Source organism: Cellulophaga baltica, from assembly GCF_900102165.1.
GTDB classification, from domain to species: domain Bacteria; phylum Bacteroidota; class Bacteroidia; order Flavobacteriales; family Flavobacteriaceae; genus Cellulophaga; species Cellulophaga baltica.
This window is the reverse complement of the sequence record NZ_FNBD01000001.1, coordinates 601,453-620,922: the sequence shown is the minus strand read 5'-3', so window position 1 is coordinate 620,922 and position 19,470 is coordinate 601,453. Positions and strand designations below refer to the sequence as shown.

The following is a 19,470-nucleotide window of genomic DNA, read 5'->3' as shown; positions in this document are numbered from 1 at the left end:
AAATGAGCAGGTTGCAAAAAGCCCTATGATTTTAGAAGTCTAAAATTATAGGGCTTTATTTATTTTAAAGGTGGTTTCTACTAGATAGACCAGGCTTTACCCCCAGTTAACTCTTGTAAATCTCCACAGCCAATATATTCACCAGGTACTGGCAAGTAAGCTAAAACTTCTTCACCTACATATTCAGATGTTTTGTATCCCCAAATGACCATACCTCTTAAATTGTTAGCAAAGGCAAATCTAGATATAGTGTCATCTAATTCTGGTGTTTCGCCGCTTTCAATAGCTTTATTGTAGGTATTAATCATTTTGAAGTTTTTAACCTCATCTTCCTTAGTTACTTTAAAAGCACTTGCTAATACAGGCTCTAAATCTTCAGCAGTTAAATCTGCAATAGTTTCTTTGCCAGAATCAGCTACTGCTTTGCTTAAGAATTTGCTCATAGACATTCTTAGGAAATTTTGTTCCTCTACTTCCATGATTTCATTAGCAAATTTGTCTATAAATACATGAACATTTACTTCAGATGCAGAAGGTGTGTCTGTTTTAGGTAGAATAATATCCACCAACTTATGTAATGCTGCACCTTCTTCTTTAGATAAAAAGTCCGGTGTCCATTCTACAGCAGTTTGCTCATTACAACTTTGTACTAAGCTTATTAATGTTGGGGTAGCTACCACATAACCAAGTGATAATCCTATGTTCTTGAGGGCGATTCTTCTATCCATTATAAGTTTCCTTTTTTTAGTTGTTCTGCGGCATGGTTTGCAGCTCTTGCAGTAAATGCCATATAGGTTAATGATGGGTTTACACAACTAGCTGATGTCATGAAAGCACCATCGGTAACATAAACGTTAGGTACTGCATGTACTTGATTGTTTCCGTTTAGTACAGATGTTTTAGGGTCTCTACCCATACGAGCAGTTCCCATTTCATGTATTCCTAATCCAAGAGCACCAGGCCTGTCATAAGCCTTAACATCTCGTAGTCCAGCTTTTTCAAGCATTTCTACTGCTTGTTGTTTAATGTCTTCACGCATTTTCCATTCGTTCTCTTTGAATTCGGCATCAAAGACAACAGTAGGTAAGCCCCAACTATCTAAATTATCATAGTCAAGAGTCATTCTGTTATCCTCGTAAGGTAAAACTTCTCCAAAGCCCATAATTCCCATATTCCATCCGCCAGGCTTCAAAATAGTTTCTTTTAAGTCTTTACCAAAAGATACTTCAGCAATAGATTCTTCCCAGTTTCCTCTGCTTGCGCCACCTTGATAACCAAAGCCTCTAATATAGTCTTTTCTGTCGGTATCGCCCCCAATGTTTCTAAAACGTGGTATGTAAACACCGTTTGGTTTACGGCCTTTATAGTACTTGTCTTCAAAACCATCAAACTTACCGTTAGCACCAACACCTAAATGGTGGTCCATGATGTTTCTTCCCAATTGGTCAGAATCATTTCCTAGTCCATTAGGGAAACGTTCTGATTTTGATTGTAGCAAAATTTGGGTAGAAGCCATTGATGAAGCGCATAAGAAAATAACTTTTGCCTTAAAAACAAGTTCTTCTTTTGTTAAACGGTCAATAACTTTAACTCCGATTGCTTTTTTGGTGGCATCATCATAAATAACTTCAGAAACAATAGAATCTGGACGTAAGGTTAAGTTTCCAGTATTCTCTGCAGCAGGTAGTGTAGAAGAATTTGAGCTAAAATAAGCGCCAAAAGGACACCCTCTAATACAACGGTTTCTAAATTGACATTTACTTCTGCCATCAAATTTCTTATCGCCTGTAATATGTGCAACACGACCAGCGGTAACAACTCTACCGTCAAAGTTTTCTGCCACCTTCTCTCTAAAGGTTTGTTCTACACAATTCAATTCCATCATAGGGCCAAATTGACCATCAGGTAATTGTTCTAATCCTAAATTTTCACCACTTACGCCTATATAAGATTCTATTTTATCGTACCAAGGAGCAATATCTTTATAACGAACAGGCCAGTCTACTGCAATACCATCTTTTTTATTAGCTTCAAAATCAATATCACTCCAGCGGTAGCTATGACGACCCCACATAATAGATCTACCTCCTACGTGATAACCACGCATCCAGTCAAATCGTTTTGTTTCGCTATATGGGTGTTCTAAATCATTTACAAACCAGAAGTTGTGCGGTGCTTTAACAGTATACCCTGTTCTAGCTTGTTTAAGTTGTTTATCTCGCTCTTCTTTAGGTAATTCTCCATTATTTGGAAAATCCCAATCATCCATATTTGCTGTTGGGTAATCTTTAATATGTGTGACCATTTTTCCACGCTCTAAAACTAAAGTTTTAAGACCGTTTTCGCATAGTTCTTTAGCAGCCCATCCACCACTTATACCAGTACCAACAACAATCGCGTCATACGACTCTTGTTCTTCGTTGTAAAAAAATTTGCTCATGCAGTAAAATTGTTTATTTCGTAAATTTATTAAATATAAAATAAATTTTTTACATTTAAACGCTTAGAATACAAGGATATCTCACTATAACGTTGTAGTGGGCTGATAATTTAACAAATGATTATTTTATACAATATGAAAGATTTAATTTTTAATAAGCGCAGTTTACTTTTCATTTATTTTTCACTTTTTTTATTCTTTTTATCGTGTAAAGAAGAAAAGAAAAAAGAGGAGGTAATTCCGGAAATAGAAGAAGAGGTTGTAGTTACTCCATTTTTTAAATTATCAATAGCACAATGGTCCATGCATAAAATGGTTTTTGATGATAAGGTAAGCCCTTACACTTTTGCAGAAAAAGCCAAAGCTTTAGGTTTTTCTGGATTGGAATATGTGAGCGGTTTGTATTATGAGGAATTAGAAAAAGAAAATTTTTCTGAAGAGGCAATGGCGGCTTTCGTTGAAAAATGTAATACAGAAAGTAAGAAACATGGAATGACAAATCTTCTTATCATGATTGATGGTCAAGGTAATCTTGCTACGGAGGATGCCGAAGAACGTAAAGCGGCGGTAGAAAACCATTACAAATGGGTAGATGCTGCGGCGGCCATGGGATGCCACTCTATCCGTGTAAATTTAGCTGGCGGAACTACTAAAGAAAAATGGTTGGAAAGTGCTGTAGATGGCTTAACCCAATTAGCAACTTATGCGAAGGATAAAAATGTAAATGTACTGGTAGAAAATCATGGAGGGTATTCTTCAAATGCGTCAGATTTGGCTGCGGTAATGAGTACTGTTGCTATGCCAAATTGTGGTACGCTTCCAGATTTTGGAAACTTCTGTATGAAAAGAAAAGATGGTTCTATCTATAACGGTGAATGTGCAGATGAGTATGATATGTATAAAGGTGTGAAGGAATTAATGCCTTATGCGAAAGGTGTAAGTGCAAAGTCCTACAATTTTGATGCGGAAGGAAATGAAACTAAAATCGATTTTTATAAAATGATGAAAATTGTAAAAGAGGCAGGTTATGAAGGTTTTGTTGGCGTAGAATATGAAGGAGATGTATTGACGGAAGAAGAAGGGATTATAGCGACTAGAGATTTGCTGCTTAAGGTGGCTAAAGAGTTATAATACTAATGATCTATGTATTTAGATAGATGAATTAGATGGGCTAGAAGAGATTCATTATCAAAACCAAAGAACTACCTTCGATATAATTACTTAGGCAGAAAATTTTGATAGAAGAATTGAAAGCAGAAACTCAAAAAGGAGAACAATAGAACAAACAACCAATTTATATATTATCAACATGGAACAAATAAATAAGAGTAAAGTTTTCTTAGCGGCCTGTATGGCATTAATTGTAACGTCTATGACTTTTGCAATTAGAGCAGGTATTTTAACGCAGTTAGGAGAAGATTTTGGAATTACCAATCAAGAGTTGGGTTGGATTAATAGTATGGCATTCCTAGGGTTTCCGTTGGCAATGTTGCTTGGAGGACTTTTGTTTAATTCTTTAGGGGCTAAAAAATTATTAATTGTGGCTTTTGTTTGTCACTTACTAGGATTGGTACTTACCATATTTGCTGGTGGTTTCTGGACGTTGATTATCTCTACCTTCTTTATTGGCTTTGCAAATGGTTCTGTAGAAGCAGCATGTAACCCTATGATTGCAGATATGTATACCAACAATAGAACAGCTATGTTGAATAAATTTCATGTTTGGTTTCCTGGAGGGTTAGTAATAGGATCTTTAGTTTCTAAATTCATGACAGACGGGGGTTTAAATTGGCAGTTACAAATTGCAACCATGTTAATACCAACCGCTATCTATGGTTTCTTGATATTTACCCAGAAATTTCCTCAGAGTGAGAATATTGAATCAAATACATCATCTAATATAAAGGCGCTTGCAAACCCATTATTTTTATTCATGATGGTGTGTATGACCCTTACGGCAACTTCAGAATTTATACCACAACAATGGATAGAAACAATTTTAGGTAGCTCAGGAGCAAGTCCAATGTTAGTATTAGCTCTAGTTACAGGGATTATGGCTTTAGGAAGGTTTTTTGCAGGGCCAATTATTCATAGGCTTAATCCTATTGGCGTTTTGCTAATGTCTGCCATAATTACGGCTACGGCAATTTATTTTATGAGTGTCGCAGACGGTTCTATGATTTATGTGGCGGCAGCTTTATTTGCCTTAGGTGTTTGTTATTTCTGGCCAACAATGATAGGTTTTATATCAGAATATACGCCTAAAACAGGAGCTTTAGGAATGTCATTGGTAGGGGGTGCAGGAATGTTTGCAACCTCTATTTGGAATCCAATCATTGGTTCAAGATTAGATGCGGAAAAAGAAAGTGCAATTGCTTCTGGTTTGGTAGGAAAAGTGGCAGAAGTTGCTGCAGGAAAAGCAGTGTTAGGGTTTATGGTATACTTTCCAGTAGCCTTGATAGTTTTATTCGGAATTCTATTTGTAATTCGTAAAAAAATAGAAGAAAAAAGAGTAAACCAAGCAGCGGCACATTAATTAGAATTATTTAGTAGAAAAGATTAAAACACAAAAATGGCAAAGAAAATTAGATTAGGAATTTTAGGCGGAGGTGGCGACTCTCTTATTGGAATATTACATAGAGTTGCGTCACAGATTAATGATAATTACGAAATTGTAGGTGCGGTTTTCAATCCAAATTTAGAAGATAGTGTTGCATTTGCAGAGGAAATAGATATACCAACAAATCGTATTTATAAAGATTTTGATACCTTGGTGGAAGAAGAGCTAAAGCTTCCGGAATCAGAACGTATTCAAGTATGTTCTGTGCTTACGCCAAATTTTTTACATTTTCCAATGGCGAAGAAATTGTTGGAAAACGGATTTAGTGCTATTTGCGAAAAGCCAATGACAACCACGTATGAAGAAGCTAAAATTTTACAAGCTACCTTAGAAAAAGCAGGAACAATTTTCGCAGTAACACATACATATACCGGGTATCCAATGGTGCGTCAAATGCGTGAAATGATTAAGCAAGGTGCTTTGGGTAAGATCCAGAAAGTAGATGTGCGTTATTACCAAGGTTGGTTAAATCCGGTAATTCACGACAAGGAAAAAAGATCTTCTACATGGCGATTAGATCCTGAGAAAGCAGGAATTAGCTGTTGCATGGGAGATATAGGAGTGCATGCTTTTAATATGATTGAATATACCACAGGAATGCAAGTAAAATCTATCCTAGCCGATTTAAATTACTTGTATGAAGACAATCAAATGGATATAGATGGTACGGTATTGGTTCGTTTTGATGGAAATGCAAAGGGAGTGCTTCGTTCAAGTCAAATTGCAACAGGAGAAGAAAACGGATTAGCAATTGCTATTTATGGCGATAAAGGCGGATTTAGATGGGAACAAGAAAATCCTAACTACTTATATGTTATGAGTGATGATAAGCCGCTACAGGTCTATAAACCAGGTCATGCGTATAATTCTAAACTTTCCTTAAACGGTACAAAATTGCCTCCAGGACACCCAGAAGGTATTTTTGATTCTATGGCTAATATCTACTTAGGAGTGGCAAAAGCTATTAGAGGGCAAGAATATAACGATGGTGAATTTCCTACCATGATGGATGGTGTAAGAGGGTTAAACTTCATAGAAAGCACTGTGGCTTCTCATAAAGATGGGAATACATGGGTGGTGTTAGATTAAGAAATATATTATAAAATAAAAAGCCGCAACATGCGGCTTTTTTTATTCGTATACTTTTTCAAATTCTTGACATACGACAATCATACTGTCTCGAGGTTCTCTTTTAAAAGGTGCTAGTTCTCGCGTATAATAATCCCAATGGCTTTTTTTCCAATGTGCTAAGCTCTTGTCACCTTCACCTTCTAAACGGGCATACGCTTCATTTATACTGAAGAATGGCTTTAGTTTTACGGCGGTAGTTTTTACAATGCATTTAGCGTTACCATCCCAATCTGTAATTACTAGGAAATCACCTATTTTAGGCAGCGTTTCATTTCGTAATTGCAACCCTAAGAGTGAAGGGGAGGTAGCTTTTTTCGTGTTTTTTAAAACTAATTCTACACATTCGTTAGCATCTTTTTCATTATCGCAAAAGTGAATGGTCTTTGGTGCGGTAACAAAAGCATCTTCTAAATGTTTATCTAAATAATCGCCCCACATATTTCGGGCTGAAGCATTGTCCATAAATTCTTGTCTATTACTTATGCAAATTTACCTAATTTGAATTGTTCTGCAGCATGGTTTGCAGCTCTTGCTGTAAAAGCCATATAAGTTAATGATGGATTTACGCAGCTAGAAGATGACATAAAAGCACCATCCGTAACATATACATTAGGTACGTCGTGCACTTGATTGTATTTATTTACAATAGATGTTTTAGCATCGTGTCCCATTCTGGCGCCTCCCATTTCGTGGATGCCTAATCCTGGTCCTGTTTCCTTGTCATATACATTTACATCCTTGAAACCAGCCTCGGTTAATATAGCAGCAATCTGCTTTTTAATATCTTCACGCATGTTGTACTCGTTTTCTTTGAATTCAACATCAAAATTTAATTGCGGTAAGCCCCACTTATCTTTTTTGCTCAGACTAAGCGTAACACGATTTTCGTCATAAGGTAAAAACTCTCCAAAACCTGTGGCACCAATTTGCCATTGTCCAGGTTTTAAAATATTTTCTTTTAAAGCGGCACCGTATCCCATCTCTGCAACAGAGTCTGTCCAGCTGCCACGGCTTGCGCCACCCTGATATCCAAAGCCTCTTAAATAATCTTTCTTTTCAGATGATTCATCTAAGTTTACAAATCTCGGAATGTAAAACCCATTAGGTCTTCGGCCTTTATAATATTTATCTAAATAGCCCTCTACTTTTGCATTGGCACCAAGTTGATAATGGTGATCCATGATTCCTCTTCCTAAAGCATCAGAATCATTCCCTAATCCGTTCGGGAATCGTTCAGATTTTGATTGCAGTAAGATGCCAACGGAAGCCATTGAAGAAGCGCATAAGAAAATCACATCAGCATTAAATGTTATTTTTTCATTGGTTTCTGCATCTATGATTTTTACCCCGGTAGCTTTCTTCGTAGTGTCGTCATAAATAACCTCGTACGCAATAGAATTAGGTCTTAGGGTCATGTTTCCGGTGCGTTCTGCTGCGGGTAAGGTAGAAGAGTTACTGCTGAAGTATCCTCCAAAAGGGCAACCTCTCCAACATCTATTTCTATATTGACAGGGTTGTCTGCCTTCAATAGGTTTTTCTTTATCTGTAATATGAGCCACACGTCCAATGGTTAATAAACGTCCGTCATCAAATTTTTCAGTCATGGATTTTTGAAGGTCTTCTTCTACACAATTCAAATCCATCGGAGGTTGAAATTTTCCATCAGGTAATTGTTTGAGCCCCAATTTTTGTCCGCTTACACCAATGTATTCTTCGACTTTATCATACCAAGGAGAAATGTCTTTATAACGCACAGGCCAATCAACACCATGGCCATCTTTTTTGTTTGCTTCAAAATCTAAATCGCTCCAACGGTAAGACTGTCTTCCCCAGGTCAATGATCTACCACCTACATGGTACCCTCTAATCCAATCAAAACGTTTGGTTTCCTCGTAAGGGTGCTCTAAATCGTTTACAAAAAAATGTTTTGAATCTTCGGTGGGCGCCCAGCCAATCCTTTTCTGAATATGGTATTTTTTCTTGTCTTCTTTGGAGAGTTCGCCTTTTAAATCATAATCCCAATTATCATCATTCATGGTTTTATAATCTTTAATGTGCGCTACCATTGGTCCTCTTTCTAGAACTAATGTTTTTAATCCGTTCTCACAAAGCTCTTTTGCAGCCCATCCTCCGGTAATTCCTGTTCCTACAACGATTGCGTCGTATTTCTCATGCTGATTCATTGCTGTATATGTGTTATTATTCTATTGTAATTAGTATATTTAGTCATTGTCAATTTGAAATGGTAGTAGCATATCAAACATTAAATATAAGAGATTAATTCTTAAATTTTTAGTAATCAAATCATTCAAACAGTAATTTTTTAAATAATTAATAAAATAGTGATGAAAACAATAAAAGGACCAGCAGTTTTTTTAGCACAATTTGTAGATAGTAAAGCACCGTTTAATTCTCTTGATGGAATGTGTAAATGGGCGGCAGATTTAGGCTATAAAGGAATTCAAATTCCAACTTGGGTAGATTTCTTAATAGACTTAGATAAAGCGGCAGAAAGCCAAACCTATTGTGATGAACTTAAAGGCAAGATTAACTCTTACGGATTAGAGATTACGGAACTTTCAACACACTTACAAGGGCAGTTAGTAGCTGTAAACCCTGCTTACGATATAATGTTTGATAATTTTGCGCCAGATAAGGTTAAAAACAATCCTAAAGCGCGTACAGCCTGGGCGGTAGAAACGGTAAAAAAAGCAGCCACAGCTAGTAGACGTTTAGGGATAAATACCCACGCTACTTTTTCCGGAGCTTTACTTTGGCACACCATGCACCCGTGGCCACAGCGACCAGCTGGTTTAGTAGAAATGGGCTTTGAAGAATTAGCAAAACGTTGGATGCCTATTTTAAATCATTTTGATGAACAAGGGGTAGATGTATGTTATGAAATTCATCCAGGAGAAGATTTGCATGATGGCGATACGTTTGAGCGTTTTTTAAAGGCTACAAACAATCATAAGCGTGTAAACATTCTTTATGATCCTAGTCATTTTGTTTTGCAACAGCTAGATTATATTGCCTATATAGATCATTACCATGAGTTTATTAAATCATTCCATGTTAAAGATTCTGAGTTTAATCCAACAGGGAAAAAAGGAGCTTTTGGTGGTTACAATGATTGGGGAGATAGAGCAGGGCGTTATAGGTCTTTAGGTGATGGTCAAATAGATTTTAAAACAATCTTTTCTAAGCTAACACAATATGGTTGTGATGTTTGGGCGGTTATGGAATGGGAGTGTTGTATTAAAAGTCCAGAACAAGGCGCAAGAGAAGGTGCTAAGTTTATTCAAGACCATATTATTGAGGCAACAGAAAAAACATTTGATGATTTTGCGGGTTCAAAAATTGACAACGAGGTATTAAAGAAAATTTTAGGAATTTAATTGCAGTGCGATGAGAAAAGTTATGATGCTTGCCTTTCTGACGATAATTATCAGTTGTAAAGAAGAGGCAAAGAAAGTAATAGAATCGGAAGAGCCGGTTCCCGAAAAGAGTGCGGAAGAAGAGTGGGTTGTATTATTTGATGGGACTAATTTTGATGCCTGGAAAGAGTATGGTAAAGAAGGTATTTCTAAACATTGGAAATTGGAAGGTTCAGCCATGGTATTTTATCCGCCGGAAGAAAGGCCTTCTGGAGATGCTTTCAACTTAGTGACCAAGGAGGAATATACAGATTTTGTTTTGTCCTTAGAATGGAAAATAGCAGAAGGGGGTAATAGTGGTATTTTTTGGGGAGTAAAAGAAGATCCAAAATTTTCTGAAGCTTACCAAACAGGTCCAGAAATACAGGTCTTAGACAATACAAAGCATCCTGATGCTAAAGCAGGAACTACACACCAAGCAGGGGCTTTGTATGATATGGTGGCACCCTCTAAAGATGTTACCAAACCTGTTGGAGAATGGAATTTATGCGAGATAACCATTAACCATAAAACAAACACTGGTAAAGTAGTGCTTAATGGTGTTGATCTGGTAGACTTTGCTGTTAATGATCCAGAATGGAGTGCTATGGTTTCAAAATCGAAATTTGCGGATTGGGAAGCTTTTGGAAAGCATCCTACAGGAAAAATAGGTTTGCAAGATCATGGAGACATGGTTTCATATCGAAATATTAAAATCAAAAAACTTTAATCAAACGCAACTTAACACAACTACCCATGAAATATTTTTATTTAATTACGGTGCTTACTTTATTTTCTTGTAATGCTCAGGTTAAAGAAACTAAGGTTAAAAAAGAAAATGCTGTAATTACGTATGAAGAGTATACGGGAGAAGAACCAACTAAACCTGAACAAACGGAATTTTACACTCCTGTTCCTCCTGTAGTTAAACCTTCTGATGCTAATACGGCTCCAAGTGATGCTATTATTCTATTTAACGGCAATAGCTTAAATGAATGGGTGAGCGCTAAGGATGAAGATAAACCTGCAGATTGGATTATTAATCCGGATAGTAGCTTTACCGTAAAGAATAAATCGGGAGATATTAAAACTGTTAAGGAATTTGGCGATATACAATTGCATCTAGAATGGAAGTCTCCTGCTACTATAAAAGGTAAGAACCAAAGTAGGGCAAATAGCGGGGTTTTTCTTCAAGGACGGTATGAGGTGCAAATCCTAGATAATAATGATAACGATACTTATGTAAATGGGCAGGTAGGTGCTATATACAAGCAGCACGTACCCTTAGCCAAGGCTTCTGTTCCTAGTGGTGAATGGAATACCTACGATATTATTTATCACGCACCTGAATTCAATAAAAATGGACAAAAAACACAATCTGGCACTATTACAGTGCTACACAATGGTATTCTAGTGCAAGATCATGTGGAAATTAAAGGAACTACGCCTTATATTGGTTGGCCTAAAAACGAAGCACATGGCAAAGCGCCAATCATCTTACAAGATCATGGAGATGAAAGCGGAGTTAGCTTTAGAAATATTTGGGTTAGAGCCTTAAACTAATCAGTTTTTTAGAACAGATTAGAACTTTGCATAGATGGGAAATAAGTAAAGGTGATTTTTTAATTACCTTTGCTTAAATTAATAGCTATTTATGATTCAGTCTATGACGGGTTTTGGGAAGCATGTGATACAGCTTCCTAGTAAAAAGATAACCATCGAAATTAAATCTTTAAACAGTAAGAGTTTAGATTTAAACGCCAGAATACCATCTTCATACAAAGAAAAAGAACTTCAACTTAGAAAAACTATAGCAACTGCGCTGGTTAGAGGTAAGGTTGATTTTAGTTTGTATGTTGAGAATACTGGAGATGAAACTACGTCAGTAATCAACGAGGTTGTTGTGCGTCAATATATGAAGCAACTTAGCGCTATAGCTAATGTTGAAGATGCTCATTTGTTAGAAATGGCAATTAGAATGCCAGATGCTATGAAAACAGAGCGTGAAGATATAGACGAGGAAGAATTTGTCGCTATAGAAGAAGCTTTAGTTGTTGCCTTGAAAGAAATTAATATCTTCAGATCTGAAGAAGGTCAGGTTTTAGATGATGATTTTGTTACTAGAATTACAACCATCAAAAACTTGCTTATCGATGTAGAAAAATTAGACGTAGACCGCTTAAGTACTATTCGTGAGCGTTTAGAAAAAGCGGTGGCAGACCTTGCTGTAAATCTAGATGCAAATAGGTTTGAGCAAGAGCTTATCTATTATCTAGAGAAATACGACATCACAGAAGAGAAAGTACGTTTGACCAATCATTTAGATTATTTCATTACGACCTTGAAATCTGTAGATTCTAACGGAAGAAAATTAGGGTTTATCTGCCAAGAAATAGGAAGAGAAATTAATACTATTGGTTCTAAAGCCAATTTTGCACCATTACAACAAGTAGTAGTGCAAATGAAAGATGAATTAGAAAAGATTAAAGAACAAATGCTAAACGTATTGTAATGAAGGGAGGAAAACTTATCATATTTTCTGCTCCTTCAGGAAGTGGAAAGACAACTATTGTTAGACATTTATTAGAAAAAACCGATTTAAACTTAGCATTTTCTATTTCAGCTACTTCTAGACCTAGAAGAGGGAAAGAAAAAAATGGAGAACATTATTATTTTATGTCGCTTTCAGAATTTAAAAGACATATTAAAAATGATGATTTTTTAGAGTGGGAAGAAGTGTATAGAGATAATTTTTACGGCACCCTTAAAACGGAAGTAGAACGTTTATGGGCAGAGGGTAAAAATGTTATTTTTGATATTGATGTTGTTGGAGGTTTAAGAATTAAAAAGAAATTTCCAGATCAAACCTTGGCAGTATTTGTAAAGCCACCAAGTGTAGATGAGCTTAAAATACGTTTAAAAAAGCGTAGTACTGAAAGTGATGATAAGATAAATATGCGTATTGCTAAGGCTTCTGTAGAGTTAGCAACAGCGCCGCAGTTTGATATGATTATCAAGAACTATGACTTAGATACTGCATTGGCAGAATCTTATGAGTTAGTACAAGATTTTTTGAGTTCTAAAAACGAGGAGTAGTTTGAAAAAAGTTGGTTTATATTTCGGAACATTTAATCCAATACATATAGGTCATTTGATTATTGCTAATCATATGGTTGAATTTTCAGACCTTGATGAGGTTTGGTTTGTAATCACGCCTCAGAGTCCGTTTAAAACTAAAAAATCATTAGTAGATAATCAGCATCGGTATCAAATGGTTTTAGAAGCTACAGAAGCTTATGATCATTTAAAACCAAGTACCATAGAGTTTAATTTGCCGCAACCAAATTACACAGTAACCACTTTAGCTTATTTATCAGAAAAATATCCTAGCGGATATGATTTTTCGTTGATTATGGGTGAAGACAACCTAAAAGGGTTTCATAAATGGAAAAATTATGAGGTTATCTTAGAAAACTATTCTATTCATGTCTACCCTCGAATTTCCGAGGGTAAGATTGAACATCAATTTGATGGGCACCCTAAGATTACTATCGTTGATGATGCTCCTATTATGGAAATATCATCCACCTTTATACGTCAGAAACACAAAGAAGGGAAGAATATTAAGCCGCTATTACCCCTAGAGGTCTGGAAGTATATAGACGAAATGAATTTCTACAAAAAATAGATTAATCTGCTATAATAAGCTTCTCCGCCCAAGTTATAGCATCGCTTAAATCATCAAATATATGTACGGGCTTGTGAACAAATGTTTGTTCCATTTCGGCAATTTCTTTATTAATACTATCATAGACAACAACGGCGAACCCCTTGAGGTTTGGGAATATAGGCACTGTTTTGAAATGAGATGTAGGATTAAAAGAATAAGAGTTTACGCGGTTTGATATAAAAACAAAGGGTGTATGTTTTCCATAATGTTCTTTTCCTAATTGTATAGCTTCCTGTGAGGTCTCAAAAGATAATGCAATCCCTTCATTAACTTCTGAGACCACGTAATTTTCATAAAAATAAAACGTACCAATTGTTAGTTGGTATCTTTTAATTAATGTTCTATTTAGTTGAGAAGTCATAGGTGTAATTGTAAACGTACTTTAAGTTAAGAAATAGACGTATAGATGACCCGTTAAAATGTATGCTTTTTAGTAAATAGTGTATAGTATGCACTTTTGTTTAGGATATTGGATGTGTTAGCTAGCCTACTGCAGGTTAAAAATGTTAAGGTTTTTTAAAAACCTTAAGTTTTGAATAGTGTTTTTCTAAATTTAGAAACTATAATCAATCTTATATATGAAAAAACTACTACTACTGTTCATTTGTCTATCTATAGTTTCGTTAGAAAATGCTCAAGCACAAAAAAAGAAAGGTAAAAAATCTAAAGCGGTAGCGGCACCTGCGGCAAAATCAAAAGATAAAGATGCTATTAAATCGTATGCGGATGTAATTACAAAGGAGGCCATTACAGATGATGGTTTGTTTAAAACGCATCAAGTTAAAAAAGAATATTTTTATGAAATACCCTTCAATGTTTTAAACAAAGACATGCTTTGGGTGAGTAGAATTGCTCAGATTCCAGAAGGTTTAGGTGGCGGTTATATGAATGCCGGTTCTAAAACCAATGAGCAAGTGGTGCATTGGTTGCGGTTTCAGGATAAAATTCTCTTGAAAATAAAATCGTTTTCGAATATTGCACCAGATACTAAAGCAATTGCGAAGTCTGTTCAGGTAAATAATTATGAGCCCACTTTATATGCTTTTAATATTGAAGCTTTCAATGCTGATTCTACAGCCGTTGTTATTAATGTAACCAAGTTTTTCTCTGAAGATGTACCTGCTATTAGTGGTCTGTCTAGCAGATTGCGAAAAGAATACAAAGTAAAAAAATTAGATGCCTCTAGGAGTTTTGTGAATAGTGTAAAGAGTTTTCCTGAAAATATTGAAGTTAAACAAGATTTTACCTATAGTGCTTCAGAGCCACCTACCCAAGCTAAGTCAGAATCAATAAGTCTTCAAATGAATCAATCTATGATTCTTTTACCAGAGGTACCTATGCAACCAAGATTGTATGATCCTCGTGTAGGATTCTTTACGGTAAGCCAGAATGATTTTGGAAGTATGCAGTTAAAGGCTGATGAAAAAACATACATTAGACGCTGGAGGTTAGAACCAAAAGATCCTGAGGCGTATGCTCGTGGGGAATTAGTAGAGCCCGTAAAGCCTATTATTTATTATTTAGATCCTGGTACTCCAGAGAATCTAAAGGCTTACATGAAGCAAGGAATAGAAGATTGGCAAAAACCTTTTGAAACGGCAGGATTTAAAAATGCCATTATAGCAAAAGATGCACCTACTCCAGAAGAAGATCCAGAATTTAGTCCAGAAGACATTCGGTATTCTGTAGTGCGCTATGTAGCTAGTACTACTCGTAATGCGGTAGGTCCTAGTGTTTCTGATCCTAGAAGTGGGGAAATTATAGAGAGTGATATTATTTGGTATCACAATCACTTAAGGAGTTATAGAAATAGATATTTATTAGAGACAGGAGCTGCAAATGTTTCTGCACGAACCTTAGATACACCAGAGGAAGAAATTGGAGAGATGATGCGTATGGTAATTGCACATGAAGTGGGGCATGCGTTAGGTTTTCCTCATAATATGGCGGCTAGTTATTCCTATCCGGTAGAGTCTTTAAGAGATGGTGCTTTTACCCAAGAATTTGGTTTAGCTGCAAGTTTAATGGATTATACACGGTACAATTATGTAGCGCAACCGGGAGATAAAAATATTCGTTTTATACGTCAAATGGGGCCTTATGATCATTACGCCGCCAATTGGGGATATCGGTACATTGCAGAAGCAAATTCTGCAGAAGAAGAAGTTCCTGTTTTAGATCAATGGATAGCAGAAAAGGCTAATGACCCTAAGTATAAATTTGGGAGACAGTCAAGTACTTTTGATCCTCAGTCTCAGACTGAAGGCGTAGGGGATGACCCTGTTGCAGCGAGTACCTATGGATTAAAAAACTTAAAATATGTAGCCGCAAATTTACCTGCTTGGACTTCTGATAAAACAAATAATTATGATGATTTAGAGGAATTGTATGGTGAGCTTTTAGGAGTTTATAGTCGTTATGTTGGTCATGTAGTTACCAATGTAGGTGGGGTTTTTGAAGATCTAAAAAAGCCAGAACAAGGCGGATTCGTGTATACGCGTTTAGATGAAAAATCACAGAGGGCATCCATGCAATGGTTGCAGAAAAATATTTTTGCTACGCCAGAATGGTTGATTGATAAAAGTATCCTTCAGAATATTGACCATGCTGGATATTTTGAAAAGGTGAGAAAGCTACAAGAACGTCATTTAAATTCGCTATTGAGTTTTGATCGTCTTGGTAGATTAATGGATGCAGAAACTACGGCTGTAAATTACTATAGTGCTTTAGAGATGTTGAAAGACTTACGTACTGGGCTTTGGAGTGAGGCCAATAGTGCAAAAAATGTAGCTATATATAGGAGAAACTTACAGCGTTCCTATATTGATCGGATGGGGTATTTACTAAAAGAGGAGTATACGCCAAGACGTTTTAATAGAGGAGGTTTTGAAGGAGCTATAAATTATGAGGTTGCTGCGTCTGATGTAAGAGCTTTGGTCAGGGGAGAGCTTACAAGTTTACGCTCTAAGCTCAAAATTGCTAGAAAAGCAGGGGTTAATACCGTAACGCGCTATCATTATGATGATGCTATAGCAAGGATTGATACGTATTTAGATACGTCATCAAAATAAGCAAAAAAGGAAAGGGAGAAATTAGAACAATTTCTCCCTTTCCTTTTTATATATGTTTAAAAAATCTAAGTGATTCTTATTTATTGTTCTGATTAGATAAATCAACCTTAGCTGGTTCAACAGAGCTATCGTGCTCATTGTAATACAGTTCTAAAAGATTCATTAAAGCCGTTAGTAAGTCTTTTGTCTCTTGTAATAAAGAAAAGTATAACGTAGTGTTTTTAGGGCTAGATTCTTCCGTTCTAGTTCGTTCTACTTGTTTCTTAATTTTCTGAGAAACCAAATCAAAGGCTTCATGCTTATGTTTGATAATGTTTCCAATCTTTTCAAAAGATCTAGTTTCAAAGGCTAGCTTAGTTTCATTAAAAACGCTTTCTAGTTTCGAATCAATCTCTTTCAATTCTTTAATTTGGTTGTATTTAAGCTTCTTATGGTTGTTGTGAATGTGTTTATGGCTTACTTTACTGATGTATTCTAAAGATTGAGCCATATCTTGCAAGTAGCCTAATATGCTGATGTAAAAATTACTCGCACCTACACTAGCTTCATCTAAATTTTTAATAAAATAGAAGATATTGTCTCGTAGTTCATCAATCTCTGTAGAAAGTTTGTTAACCTGTTTTTTGTTCTTTTTAAGAGAGTCTAAGTCTTGGCGTGCGAGACCATCAATAGCTATCGTATAAATTTTGTTACTGCGTTTAACTACCGTAGAAATGTTGTTAGCACTTTCTTCTATAACTCCTTGTATAGAGCTGCTTTCAGATTTTCTAAGGCTATCTTCTGCTTTAATTTCTTGTGCTTTCTTGCTTTGTTTAAAGTAATTTCTAAAAATCATTAGAAAAGCTAAGGTTAAGAAAATACCTATAGCGATGGTACCACCATAATTAATACAAATAGCAATAATCGCAGACGCTACAAAAGCTATAATCGCAGTAAAAAACCATCCGCCAATAACATTTAATACCCCTGCAACTCGGTAAACTGCACTTTCTGCGCCCCAAGCCTTATCAGCTAAGGAAGAACCCATGGCAACCATAAAAGTTACATACGTGGTAGACAATGGTAATTTCATAGAGGTAGCCAATGATATTAAGATACTTGCTACCATAAGGTTTACAGCTGCTCTAACTAAATCAAATGCAGGTTTGTCTTGTTCTTTTACCTTTAATACAGATGGTGCTGGTTTTTCAAAACGTGCATTAACACGGTTGTGCAGGCTATTGGGTAAAATAGCAGAAAAAGATTCTGATGCTTTTACAGATAAACGCACTATTTGACGCGACATGAAGTTAGGCTCAAAACGTTCTTCTCCTTCGTCTTGTCGTGAAAGGTCTACACTAGTTTTAACAACGTTTTTAGCTTTAGATGAAAACCAAATGGTTAAAACCATAATAGCGCCCGATAGTAATAGGAGTAGTATTGGGGTTTGTACTGCGTTGGTCAAACCAGACATCCCGTATTCTGTAGCTAAAACACCTGAAGCACTCCAATCTTGATACGATTGTAATGCAGCGATAGGCACACCTATGAAGTTTACTAAATCATTACCCGCAAAAGCCATTGCCAAGGCAAAGGTTCCTAAAAGGATAATTAACTTGTAAATATTTGTTTTAAATACGGTGGTTAATAGTAGTGATAATAAGGTCCAAAAGACAAAGTTTATAAGGATAAAGGCATTGGTTTGGGTAGCTATAAATTCAGAGATAGGGCCATCTAATATGGAAGCACTTTTTAATCCTTTTACGATTATGAAATAGATAATGGCAGTAATTGCAAAGCCACCAAATACGGCACCTACCCATTTTGCTTGCTTTTCAAACTTGAATGTAATAAGTAATCTAGAAAAGAATTGTACAATAGCTCCAACGGTAAATGCAATGACTACAGATAATAAAATTCCTATAATAATTTCGGTAGCTTTATCTGTATTAATGTATTCACCAAGGGTAGATAAACTACCATCAACAGCAAAGATTTTTAATATAGAAATGGCAACAGCGGCTCCTAATAGTTCAAAGACAATAGAAACTGTCGTTGAGGTAGGCATTCCAAGGGTGTTGAAGAAATCTAAAAGCAGAATATCGGTAATCATCACCGCCATGAAAATGATCATGACTTCTGAGAAAACAAAATTATTCGGATTAAAAATGCCTGTTTTGGCAATGTCCATCATACCACTAGAAGATACTGCTCCAAGCGCAATACCAACACTAGCAACAATCATGATGGTTCTAAAAGAAACTGCTTTAGATCCTATTGCTGAATTCAAAAAATTAACGGCATCATTACTAACGCCAACCACTAAATCCGTGATTGCTAATACCGCTAAGGCAACAATCATGAATAAATAAATATTTTCACCCATTAATTCGTGTATCTAACGGCAAAAATGCCATTAATATCTGGTATTAAAGTTAATATAAGGTTATGATATAAGACCTACCTTATTTAGGGCTAAAATATGCAAATTCGATCTGTAATGCCCTAAATGTCGTTCAAAATTCAAAAACTAATCGTTTAGGGGCTTATTTTAAGGAAGAATTTCTTTTAGAAATAGTATTTTTTGATTTTTCTGTAGCGGCAATTTCTTCATCAGAAAGTAAATCTATTGCTATAGTTTTAGACTTTAGCGCTCCATCTACTCTAGAAATTTCATTGTTTTTTACAGAAACAGCTACTTCTTTTGTCTCGTATCCTAGAAAAGTGAATACCAAGGTGTACTCTCCGGAAGCAATATTTTCAAATTCGTAGTTTCCGTGAAAATTAGTTTGAGCAACATTTGGTGTGTCTTTAATTTTTACAGAAGCAAATAATAAGGCTTCATTTTCTATTTCTGCATCAGAAACATTCCCCATAATTTTTCCACTGTTCTGTGAAAAGCTGGCTATTGTAACTAAAAATAGTAAGATGCTAAGTACTTTGTTCATCGCTGATTAAATGCTTTTAAATTGCAATGCAAATTAAAAGACAGAATGTAAACTTAAAGTTACCGCCAAGTTAAAGATATATTTCCAATATGTTATGTTTGTGGTTTTAAAGGAGCTCCGTTTCTACGTGGGCTT

The 19,470-nt window shown here is 35.8% G+C and carries 17 protein-coding genes; 10 read left to right on the top strand and 7 right to left on the bottom strand.

Annotated features, from left to right (window positions below; all coding sequences use genetic code 11):
• Positions 1-80 precede the first annotated feature (80 nt).
• Positions 81-728: a gluconate 2-dehydrogenase subunit 3 family protein gene (locus BLQ19_RS02725; protein WP_074537298.1), complete on the bottom strand. Its 648-nt coding sequence runs from the start codon at positions 726-728 to the stop codon at positions 81-83.
• Complete coding sequence (locus BLQ19_RS02720; RefSeq protein WP_024482151.1) at positions 728-2,440, bottom strand: GMC oxidoreductase; 1,713 nt, start codon at positions 2,438-2,440, stop codon at positions 728-730. Before BLQ19_RS02720 ends, BLQ19_RS02725 begins: the two co-directional genes overlap by 1 nt.
• A gap of 135 nt (positions 2,441-2,575) precedes the next feature.
• Between BLQ19_RS02720 and BLQ19_RS02715 the strand changes: the two genes are divergently transcribed.
• The 3 genes from BLQ19_RS02715 (at position 2,576) to BLQ19_RS02705 (ending at position 6,149) form a co-directional block, all read left to right on the top strand.
• Positions 2,576-3,571: a sugar phosphate isomerase/epimerase family protein gene (locus BLQ19_RS02715; RefSeq protein ID WP_074537374.1), complete on the top strand. Its 996-nt coding sequence runs from the start codon at positions 2,576-2,578 to the stop codon at positions 3,569-3,571.
• A gap of 178 nt (positions 3,572-3,749) precedes the next feature.
• On the top strand, positions 3,750-4,976 hold the full coding sequence (locus BLQ19_RS02710; RefSeq protein ID WP_024482149.1) for an MFS transporter: 1,227 nt from the start codon (positions 3,750-3,752) through the stop codon (positions 4,974-4,976).
• Between the two features lie 36 nt (positions 4,977-5,012).
• A complete protein-coding gene (locus tag BLQ19_RS02705) occupies positions 5,013-6,149 on the top strand; it encodes a Gfo/Idh/MocA family protein (protein WP_074537297.1) in 1,137 nt (378 codons plus the stop codon).
• 42 nt (positions 6,150-6,191) lie between these two features.
• On the opposite strand, the gene BLQ19_RS02700 is transcribed toward BLQ19_RS02705, so the two are convergent.
• Positions 6,192-6,653, bottom strand: coding sequence for an ASCH domain-containing protein (locus BLQ19_RS02700; protein WP_024482147.1), 462 nt, complete (start codon positions 6,651-6,653; stop codon positions 6,192-6,194).
• 17 nt (positions 6,654-6,670) lie between these two features.
• Complete coding sequence (locus BLQ19_RS02695; protein WP_074537296.1) at positions 6,671-8,374, bottom strand: GMC oxidoreductase; 1,704 nt, start codon at positions 8,372-8,374, stop codon at positions 6,671-6,673.
• A 162-nt stretch (positions 8,375-8,536) separates the two neighbouring features.
• Here BLQ19_RS02695 and BLQ19_RS02690 point away from each other — a divergent pair, with 162 nt between their 5' ends.
• From BLQ19_RS02690 to nadD, 6 genes are all read left to right on the top strand, one after another.
• Complete coding sequence (locus BLQ19_RS02690; RefSeq protein WP_024482145.1) at positions 8,537-9,589, top strand: sugar phosphate isomerase/epimerase family protein; 1,053 nt, start codon at positions 8,537-8,539, stop codon at positions 9,587-9,589.
• 10 nt (positions 9,590-9,599) lie between these two features.
• Complete coding sequence (locus tag BLQ19_RS02685) at positions 9,600-10,337, top strand: 3-keto-disaccharide hydrolase (RefSeq protein ID WP_074537295.1); 738 nt, start codon at positions 9,600-9,602, stop codon at positions 10,335-10,337.
• Positions 10,338-10,363: 26 nt separating this feature from the next.
• A complete protein-coding gene (locus BLQ19_RS02680; RefSeq protein WP_025616128.1) occupies positions 10,364-11,170 on the top strand; it encodes a 3-keto-disaccharide hydrolase in 807 nt (268 codons plus the stop codon).
• Between the two features lie 91 nt (positions 11,171-11,261).
• On the top strand, positions 11,262-12,119 hold the full coding sequence (locus tag BLQ19_RS02675) for a YicC/YloC family endoribonuclease (protein WP_074537294.1): 858 nt from the start codon (positions 11,262-11,264) through the stop codon (positions 12,117-12,119).
• A complete protein-coding gene (gene gmk, locus BLQ19_RS02670) occupies positions 12,119-12,703 on the top strand; it encodes a guanylate kinase (RefSeq protein WP_024482141.1) in 585 nt (194 codons plus the stop codon). The genes BLQ19_RS02675 and gmk overlap by 1 nt, the downstream gene beginning before the upstream one ends.
• Position 12,704: 1 nt before the next feature.
• Complete coding sequence (gene nadD / locus BLQ19_RS02665) at positions 12,705-13,295, top strand: nicotinate (nicotinamide) nucleotide adenylyltransferase (RefSeq protein WP_024482140.1); 591 nt, start codon at positions 12,705-12,707, stop codon at positions 13,293-13,295.
• 1 nt (position 13,296) lies between these two features.
• On the opposite strand, the gene BLQ19_RS02660 is transcribed toward nadD, so the two are convergent.
• Complete coding sequence (locus BLQ19_RS02660) at positions 13,297-13,698, bottom strand: hypothetical protein (RefSeq protein ID WP_024482139.1); 402 nt, start codon at positions 13,696-13,698, stop codon at positions 13,297-13,299.
• A 217-nt stretch (positions 13,699-13,915) separates the two neighbouring features.
• Here BLQ19_RS02660 and BLQ19_RS02655 point away from each other — a divergent pair, with 217 nt between their 5' ends.
• On the top strand, positions 13,916-16,408 hold the full coding sequence (locus tag BLQ19_RS02655) for a zinc-dependent metalloprotease (protein ID WP_074537293.1): 2,493 nt from the start codon (positions 13,916-13,918) through the stop codon (positions 16,406-16,408).
• 76 nt (positions 16,409-16,484) lie between these two features.
• On the opposite strand, the gene BLQ19_RS02650 is transcribed toward BLQ19_RS02655, so the two are convergent.
• Together BLQ19_RS02650 and BLQ19_RS02645 are read right to left on the bottom strand one after the other, a co-directional pair.
• On the bottom strand, positions 16,485-18,773 hold the full coding sequence (locus BLQ19_RS02650; RefSeq protein ID WP_024482137.1) for an inorganic phosphate transporter: 2,289 nt from the start codon (positions 18,771-18,773) through the stop codon (positions 16,485-16,487).
• Between the two features lie 160 nt (positions 18,774-18,933).
• A complete protein-coding gene (locus BLQ19_RS02645) occupies positions 18,934-19,335 on the bottom strand; it encodes a carboxypeptidase-like regulatory domain-containing protein (protein ID WP_074537292.1) in 402 nt (133 codons plus the stop codon).
• Positions 19,336-19,470: the final 135 nt, after the last annotated feature.

Coding starts and splice junctions, on each gene's coding strand:
- BLQ19_RS02725 (WP_074537298.1), bottom strand. CDS start 728: ATGGATAGAAGAATCGCCCTCAAGAACATAGGATTATCACTTGGTTAT.
- BLQ19_RS02720 (WP_024482151.1), bottom strand. CDS start 2,440: ATGAGCAAATTTTTTTACAACGAAGAACAAGAGTCGTATGACGCGATT.
- BLQ19_RS02715 (WP_074537374.1), top strand. CDS start 2,576: ATGAAAGATTTAATTTTTAATAAGCGCAGTTTACTTTTCATTTATTTT.
- BLQ19_RS02710 (WP_024482149.1), top strand. CDS start 3,750: ATGGAACAAATAAATAAGAGTAAAGTTTTCTTAGCGGCCTGTATGGCA.
- BLQ19_RS02705 (WP_074537297.1), top strand. CDS start 5,013: ATGGCAAAGAAAATTAGATTAGGAATTTTAGGCGGAGGTGGCGACTCT.
- BLQ19_RS02700 (WP_024482147.1), bottom strand. CDS start 6,653: ATGGACAATGCTTCAGCCCGAAATATGTGGGGCGATTATTTAGATAAA.
- BLQ19_RS02695 (WP_074537296.1), bottom strand. CDS start 8,374: ATGAATCAGCATGAGAAATACGACGCAATCGTTGTAGGAACAGGAATT.
- BLQ19_RS02690 (WP_024482145.1), top strand. CDS start 8,537: ATGAAAACAATAAAAGGACCAGCAGTTTTTTTAGCACAATTTGTAGAT.
- BLQ19_RS02685 (WP_074537295.1), top strand. CDS start 9,600: ATGAGAAAAGTTATGATGCTTGCCTTTCTGACGATAATTATCAGTTGT.
- BLQ19_RS02680 (WP_025616128.1), top strand. CDS start 10,364: ATGAAATATTTTTATTTAATTACGGTGCTTACTTTATTTTCTTGTAAT.
- BLQ19_RS02675 (WP_074537294.1), top strand. CDS start 11,262: ATGATTCAGTCTATGACGGGTTTTGGGAAGCATGTGATACAGCTTCCT.
- gmk (WP_024482141.1), top strand. CDS start 12,119: ATGAAGGGAGGAAAACTTATCATATTTTCTGCTCCTTCAGGAAGTGGA.
- BLQ19_RS02660 (WP_024482139.1), bottom strand. CDS start 13,698: ATGACTTCTCAACTAAATAGAACATTAATTAAAAGATACCAACTAACA.
- BLQ19_RS02655 (WP_074537293.1), top strand. CDS start 13,916: ATGAAAAAACTACTACTACTGTTCATTTGTCTATCTATAGTTTCGTTA.
- BLQ19_RS02650 (WP_024482137.1), bottom strand. CDS start 18,773: ATGGGTGAAAATATTTATTTATTCATGATTGTTGCCTTAGCGGTATTA.
- BLQ19_RS02645 (WP_074537292.1), bottom strand. CDS start 19,335: ATGAACAAAGTACTTAGCATCTTACTATTTTTAGTTACAATAGCCAGC.